This window comes from Streptomyces sp. NPDC017225, assembly GCF_044331465.1.
In the GTDB taxonomy this organism is placed as follows: Bacteria; Actinomycetota; Actinomycetes; order Streptomycetales; family Streptomycetaceae; genus Streptomyces.
Window position 1 is genome coordinate 210,965 of record NZ_JBIRNE010000014.1, and the last position, 6,339, is coordinate 217,303.

Genomic DNA, 6,339 nt, shown 5'->3' on the forward strand with positions numbered 1-6,339 from the left:
CCCGTCTTTTGACGGGCCTCGCTCTTTATGACCGTTTTACGTGGGGCTTACATCACGTACAGCCCTCGCGTTCGGCTGTTTGGAAGAGCGCTGGTCGCCGTGCTGGAATGCCAGAACTGCCCAATGGTCAAAGACGTACTCAGCAGTAGCGCGTACTCGATGACGGACTGGGCTCTGAGACACAGCGGCACGACATAGGTGCCGACCGCCGAGAGGTTGTTGGTCGAGTGAGGCGAAGCAAGAACAGTCCCGAGCCATCGGCCCGGGGCAACTTCACCCCGCCGCCGCGCACAGCGGCGCCCGCCCCCGAGCCCGCTGCGGAACCCAAGGCCACGCCCGCCCCGAGCAATGGCCGTTTCTCCCCGCGCAACTGGCGGGTGACCACCCGGCTGAACGCGATCCTGCTCATACCCGTGCTGGTCGGCCTCGTCATGGGCGGCATCCAGGTGAAGAGCTCGATCGACACCTGGCAGGACGCGGAGGACGCCGAGAGCACCGCGCGTCTGGTGCGGGCCTCCCTCGGTTACGCCAACGCCCTCTACAACGAGCGCGACCTCACGGCCGCCCCGCTGCTGCAGGGCAAGGGCCAGGAGGACGCGACCGTCACCAAGGCCCGCCGGGCGACCGACCAGGCGGCCGACGCGTTCGACGAGGCGGCCCAGGACATGCCCGGCAAGGCGGGTCTGGAGCGCCGGCTGAACGTGTTCCGCGAGCAGGAGCCCAAGCTCCAGACGCTGCGCGCGGCCGCGTACACCTCCAAGCTCAAGGGCGTGGAGACCGAGGAGGGCTACACCGGGGTCGCCCACCCGCTGATGGAGTTCGCCAACGAGCTCGGTCTGGGCACCGGCAACATCACCTCCTACGGCCGTACCGTCTACGCGATCTCCCTGACCAAGGCGGCGCTCTCCCTGGAGCGCTCCATCGGCATGCACATGCTGGTCAAGCCGGGTCCGGACCCCAGCCACCTCGCCAGCCAGCGCGTCGCGCTCTCGTCGTACGCGTACCTGGAGCGGATCGCCATCGAGGAGTACATCGGCGGCGGTACCGAGGCGGACGCGCAGAAGCTCGAGGACGCCCAGGCGCGGCTGAAGTCGGACGGCGCGGCCATGGCCGAGGAGGCCAAGGCCGCGGACCCGGACTACGTGCCGCCGCCGGCCAACCCGACCACGATGGTCTCGGAGCTGGCGCGGCTGGAGTCCACCGACACCAGTGAGCGGGCCGACCTGGCCGAGCAGGGCATCACGCCGGACAACTGGTGGGCGGTCAACACCCTCAAGTTCGACGCGTACGGCAAGATCGAGACGGATCTGGCCGACAAGGCGGTGTCCGAGGCGTCCACGATCGCCGACGACGCCGAGCGGGACGCCTACATCACGGGTGCCGCGGTCGTGGTCGCGCTGCTGGCGGCGTTCATCCTGGCCGGCATGGTGGCCCGCCAGATGAGCCGCTCCATGCGCCAGCTGCGCAACGCCGCCTTCGGCATCGCCGAGCAGCGTCTGCCGATGCTGGTCGACCAGCTCTCCCGTACCGACCCCGGCCGGGTCGACACCCGGGTCCAGCCGATCCCGATCACCTCCACCGACGAGATCGGCGAAGTCGCCCGCGCCTTCGACCAGGTGCACCGCGAGGCCGTCCGGCTCGCCGCCGAGCAGGCCCTGCTGCGGGGCAACATCAACGCGATCTTCACCAACCTGTCGCGCCGCAACCAGTCGCTGATCGAGGGCCAGCTGAGCCTGATCACCGACCTGGAGAACAACGAGGCCGACCCGGACCAGCTGGAGAACCTCTTCCGGCTGGACCACCTGGCCACCCGTATGCGCCGCAACGGCGAGAACCTCCTGGTCCTCGCCGGTGAGGAGCCCGGCCGCCGCTGGGACCAGCCGGTCCCCCTGGTCGACGTGCTGCGCGCCGCCTCCTCCGAGGTGGAGCAGTACGAGCGCGTCGAGCTGTCCGGTGTACCGGAGGCCGAGATCCACGGCCGGGCCGTGACCGACCTCGTGCACCTGCTCGCCGAGCTCCTGGAGAACGCCACCACGTTCTCCTCCCCGCAGACCAAGGTCCGCGTCACCGCGACCCGTCTTCCCGACGGCCGTGTGATGGTCGAGATCCACGACAAGGGCATCGGCCTGACCGCCGAGGACTTCGCGGACATCAACCACAAGCTGGCCAACCCGCCGACCGTGGACGCCGCGATCTCGCAGCGCATGGGCCTGTTCGTGGTCGGCCGGCTGTCCGACCGGCACGGCATCCGCGTGCAGCTGCGCCCCTCCGGCGAGCAGGCGGGCACCACCTCGCTGGTCATGCTCCCGGACGCCATCACCCACGGTGGCGGCGGCGAGCACCAGTCGCGCGACGAGTTCACGGTCTCGCAGATCATCCCGGAGCAGAACGTCCAGGGCGGCGAGAGCTTCGGTCAGGTCGGTCAGCCCATGCGGACCGCCGCCGAGCTGGGCTTCGACGACAGCCGGTACTCCGAGGTCCCCGACGACATACGCGAGCTCGACCCGGTCGGCCGCTCGCTGATGCGCGAGGGGCGCCGCGCGGCCCTGGAGGCCCAGTCGCACCCCGAGCCGAACGGCCCGGTGGAGCACGGCGGCCGCGAGGAGCCCGGGACACCCGGGTACCAGGACCAGTTCACCGGCGGGCAGCCGGTGTACGACCAGGGCCAAAGCGGCTACCCCCAGCAGCAGAACGGGCAGGGCGGCGGGTACGACCAGCAGTCGGCGTACCCCGATCAGCGGCAGACGTCGTACGGTGAGCAGTACTACGCGCCGGACGGTGGCATGCCGCAGGGCGAGGGCTACCCGGCGGGCGGCGGTTACCAGGACCCCTCCTACGCGGAGCCGGGCCAGAACGGGCACCAGCCGGCGGGCTCCGGCGCCCCGGAGAACTACTCGGCCTTCGACCAGCGGCGTTACCAGGACGACTGGCCCCAGCAGGACGGTCTGCGGAACGGCTACCCGGACCAGTACTCCCCGGGTGCGCCCGAGGCGCAATCCGCCCAGGCCGCTGACGTGACCGAGGCGGACCGCGTAGGCTTCGACCGTCCGGGTCCGACCCCCTCCGCGACCCACGAGATGACCGACGCGGGTCTTCCCCGCCGCGGATCCACCACGAGCGGCACGGGCGACGCGGGGCGCGCGGACCACGAGGCGCCGGCGGCCGCACCGGGTGCGACCGCCACGGACAACTGGCGGTCGGCCAACGACGACCGCTGGCAGCAGGCCTCGACGCTGCGCAAGCCCAAGGCGGGCGGGGTGACCTCCTCGGGTCTGCCGCGACGGGTACCCAAGGCCAACCTGGTCGAGGGCGCCGCCGAAACCACTCCCCAGGGAGGCCCCCAGGTCTCCCGCGCCCCGGAGGACGTCCGGGGCAGACTGAGCAACCTGCGACGCGGCGTCGAACGAGGCCGCAGCGCGGGCAGTGAAACGAACGGCCAGGACACAAGGAACGAACACCGTGGTCCTGACAGCACCTACAACCAGGAGCGTTAGTGTGAGCCCGATGAGCCAGGCGGCGCAGAACCTGAACTGGTTGATCACCAACTTCGTGGAAAACACCCCGGGGGTGTCCCACACGGTGGTGGTCTCCGCCGACGGACTCCTTCTGGCGATGTCCGAAGGGTTTCCGCGCGACCGTGCCGATCAGCTCGCGGCCGTCGCCTCCGGTCTGACCTCGCTGACCGCCGGTGCCTCGCGCATCTTCGAGGGCGGCAGCGTGAACCAGACGGTTGTGGAGATGGAGCGGGGATTCCTCTTCATCATGTCCATCTCCGACGGCTCGTCCCTCGCGGTTCTCGCACACCCGGAGGCGGACATCGGCCTCATTGGGTACGAGATGGCCCTTCTGGTGGACCGTGCGGGCACGGTTCTGACGCCCGATCTGCGGGCGGAGCTCCAAGGGAGCCTTCTCAACTAAAGGACAGACGGTGCGTTTTGGCGTCCCGTGGCCGTAAAGTTTCGGGACGCGGCTCCACAGTGATGGATGCCAGGCACAGTCGGAGGAGGAAAAGTGGCAACACCCCCAGGCGGTCCGTCTTCGGGCAACTGGTCGTACGGCCCTGGCCAGGGCCAAGGCGACGGCTCGGCGAACGGATACGGCTACCCCTCCGTGCCGAGCCACCGGCAGCCGTACGCTCCGCAGGGCCCCGGTCCTTCGCCGTACGACCAGCCGCACGCTCCACGCGTCCAGCCTGTGCAGCCGCAGCGCCGCACCCCTGAGCCGGCGCCCGCCGGGGCGTCGAACAACCCCCTGGTGCGCCCGTACGCCATGACGGGCGGTCGCACCAGGCCGCGCTACCAGCTCGCCATCGAGGCACTGGTGCACACCACCGCGCAGCCGCACCAGATGCAGGGCCAGCTGCCCGAGCATCAGCGGATCTGCAACCTCTGCCGGGAGATCAAGTCGGTGGCCGAGGTCTCGGCCCTGCTGACGATCCCTCTCGGTGTGGCCAGGATCCTCGTCGCCGACTTGGCGGAGGCGGGCCTGGTCGCCATCCATCAGCCCGGCGGCGACGAGAACGCCGGCGGCCAGCCAGACGTGACACTGCTCGAAAGGGTGCTCAGTGGACTTCGCAAGCTCTAGCGGAGGGCCTTCCCGCTCCACCACTTCCGCGAAGATCGTGGTGGCGGGCGGATTCGGCGTGGGCAAGACGACGTTCGTCGGCGCCGTCTCGGAGATCAACCCGCTGCGCACCGAGGCCGTGATGACATCCGCGTCCGCGGGCATCGACGACCTCACCCACACGGGGGACAAGACGACCACGACGGTCGCCATGGACTTCGGACGTATCACGCTCGACCAGGACCTGATCCTGTACCTCTTCGGTACGCCCGGCCAGGACCGCTTCTGGTTCATGTGGGACGACCTGGTGCGCGGCGCCATCGGCGCGATCGTGCTGGTCGACACGAGGCGGCTCGCCGACTGCTTCCCGGCCGTCGACTACTTCGAGAACTCGGGCCTGCCCTTCGTCATCGCCCTCAACGGCTTCGACGGGCAGCAGCCGTACAACCCGGACGAGGTCCGCGAGGCGCTGCAGATCGGGCCGGACACCCCGATCATCACGACCGACGCCCGGCACCGCGCCGACGCGAAGAGTGCGCTGATCACGCTCGTGGAGCACGCGCTGATGGCGCGGCTGCGCTAGCCGGCCGCGCGGGGCGGTTTCGTCGCCGGGTGCGGCTGCTGGCTTTCGCAGCCGGTCGCGCCCACGCGGTGGAGCCGCACATGGGCACAGACCCGAGCAACCCGAAGAGGCCCCCTCCGCAAGGAGGGGGCCTCTTCGGGTTGCTCGGGTCAGCGCCAGCTGTGCGGCGCGCGGAAGCCCGGCTCGCGTTCCAGGCGGCGCCAGCCCGCGCGGACGCGGCCGCCGCCGTGGGTGGGGGCGATCTCGACGGGGCGGGCGGCGGCGCGGGCCAGGAGGAGGGCCGTGATGGCGGCGACTTCCTCGGGCTCGGCGTGGCCCTTCTCGACGCGGATGTCGGCAGTGGACATGGACGTGGCTCCTCGGGTCACTGCGGCGGGTTGCCGTGCTTGCGGGAGGGCAGATCGGCGTGCTTGGTGTGGAGCATCGCCAGGGACTTGATGAGCACCTCGCGGGTCTCGGCGGGGTCGATGACGTCGTCGACCAGGCCGCGTTCGGCCGCGTAGTAGGGGTGCATCAGTTCGGCCTTGTACTCCTTGACCATGCGGGCCCGCATGGCCTCGGGGTCCTCGGCGTCGGCGATCTGCCGGCGGAAGATGACGTTGGCGGCGCCCTCGGCGCCCATCACGGCGATCTCGTTGGTCGGCCAGGCGTAGGTGAGGTCGGCGCCGATGGACTGACTGTCCATGACGATGTAAGCACCTCCGTACGCCTTGCGCAGGATGAGCGAGATGCGCGGCACGGTGGCATTGCAGTAGGCGTACAGCAGTTTGGCGCCGTGGCGGATGATGCCGCCGTGTTCCTGGTCGACGCCGGGCAGGAAGCCGGGTACGTCCAGGAGGGTGATGATCGGGATGTTGAAGGCGTCGCACATCTGGACGAAGCGGGCGGCCTTCTCGCTGGCCTCGATGTCCAGGACGCCGGCCAGGGCCTGGGGCTGGTTGGCGACGATGCCGACGACCTGCCCGTCCAGGCGGGCCAGCGCGCAGATGATGTTGCGGGCCCAGCGTTCGTGGATTTCGAGGTACTCGCCGTCGTCGACGAGTTCCTCGATGACCTTGGTCATGTCGTACGGGCGGTTGCCGTCGGCGGGGACCAGGTCGAGGAGGGTGTCGCCGCGGCGGTCGGCGGGGTCGCCGCACTCGTGGCGGGGCGGGTTCTCCCGGTTGTTCTGCGGGAGCAGGGAGAGCAGGTAG

Annotated in this window: 6 protein-coding genes; 4 read left to right on the forward strand and 2 right to left on the reverse strand. The window is 70.1% G+C overall.

The annotated features are described in order from the left end of the window. Positions 1–227 precede the first annotated feature (227 nt). The 4 genes from ACH4NX_RS27830 (at position 228) to ACH4NX_RS27845 (ending at position 5,146) form a co-directional block, all read left to right on the forward strand. Positions 228–3,494: a nitrate- and nitrite sensing domain-containing protein gene (locus ACH4NX_RS27830; protein ID WP_398129057.1), complete on the forward strand. Its 3,267-nt coding sequence runs from the start codon at positions 228–230 to the stop codon at positions 3,492–3,494. 10 nt (positions 3,495–3,504) lie between these two features. Next, complete coding sequence (locus ACH4NX_RS27835; RefSeq protein WP_055421938.1) at positions 3,505–3,918, forward strand: roadblock/LC7 domain-containing protein; 414 nt, start codon at positions 3,505–3,507, stop codon at positions 3,916–3,918. A gap of 93 nt (positions 3,919–4,011) precedes the next feature. Continuing rightward, on the forward strand, positions 4,012–4,584 hold the full coding sequence (locus ACH4NX_RS27840) for a DUF742 domain-containing protein (protein WP_351401643.1): 573 nt from the start codon (positions 4,012–4,014) through the stop codon (positions 4,582–4,584). Continuing rightward, on the forward strand, positions 4,565–5,146 hold the full coding sequence (locus ACH4NX_RS27845) for an ATP/GTP-binding protein (RefSeq protein WP_009314218.1): 582 nt from the start codon (positions 4,565–4,567) through the stop codon (positions 5,144–5,146). The genes ACH4NX_RS27840 and ACH4NX_RS27845 overlap by 20 nt, the downstream gene beginning before the upstream one ends. A 149-nt stretch (positions 5,147–5,295) precedes the next feature. Here ACH4NX_RS27845 and ACH4NX_RS27850 read toward each other — a convergent pair whose 3' ends face one another. Continuing rightward, positions 5,296–5,493, reverse strand: a complete 198-nt coding sequence (locus ACH4NX_RS27850) for an acyl-CoA carboxylase epsilon subunit (protein ID WP_351401640.1) — start codon at positions 5,491–5,493, stop codon at positions 5,296–5,298. 17 nt (positions 5,494–5,510) lie between these two features. Beyond that, positions 5,511–6,339 (reverse strand): acyl-CoA carboxylase subunit beta (locus tag ACH4NX_RS27855; RefSeq protein ID WP_398129058.1); only part of this gene is annotated, 829 nt, incomplete at its 5' end.

What these genes read in the sequence shown, in the direction of transcription:
- ACH4NX_RS27850 (WP_351401640.1), bottom strand. Translation starts at nt 5,493, where the DNA reads ATGTCCACTGCCGACATCCGCGTCGAGAAGGGCCACGCCGAGCCCGAG.
- ACH4NX_RS27835 (WP_055421938.1), top strand. Translation starts at nt 3,505, where the DNA reads ATGAGCCAGGCGGCGCAGAACCTGAACTGGTTGATCACCAACTTCGTG.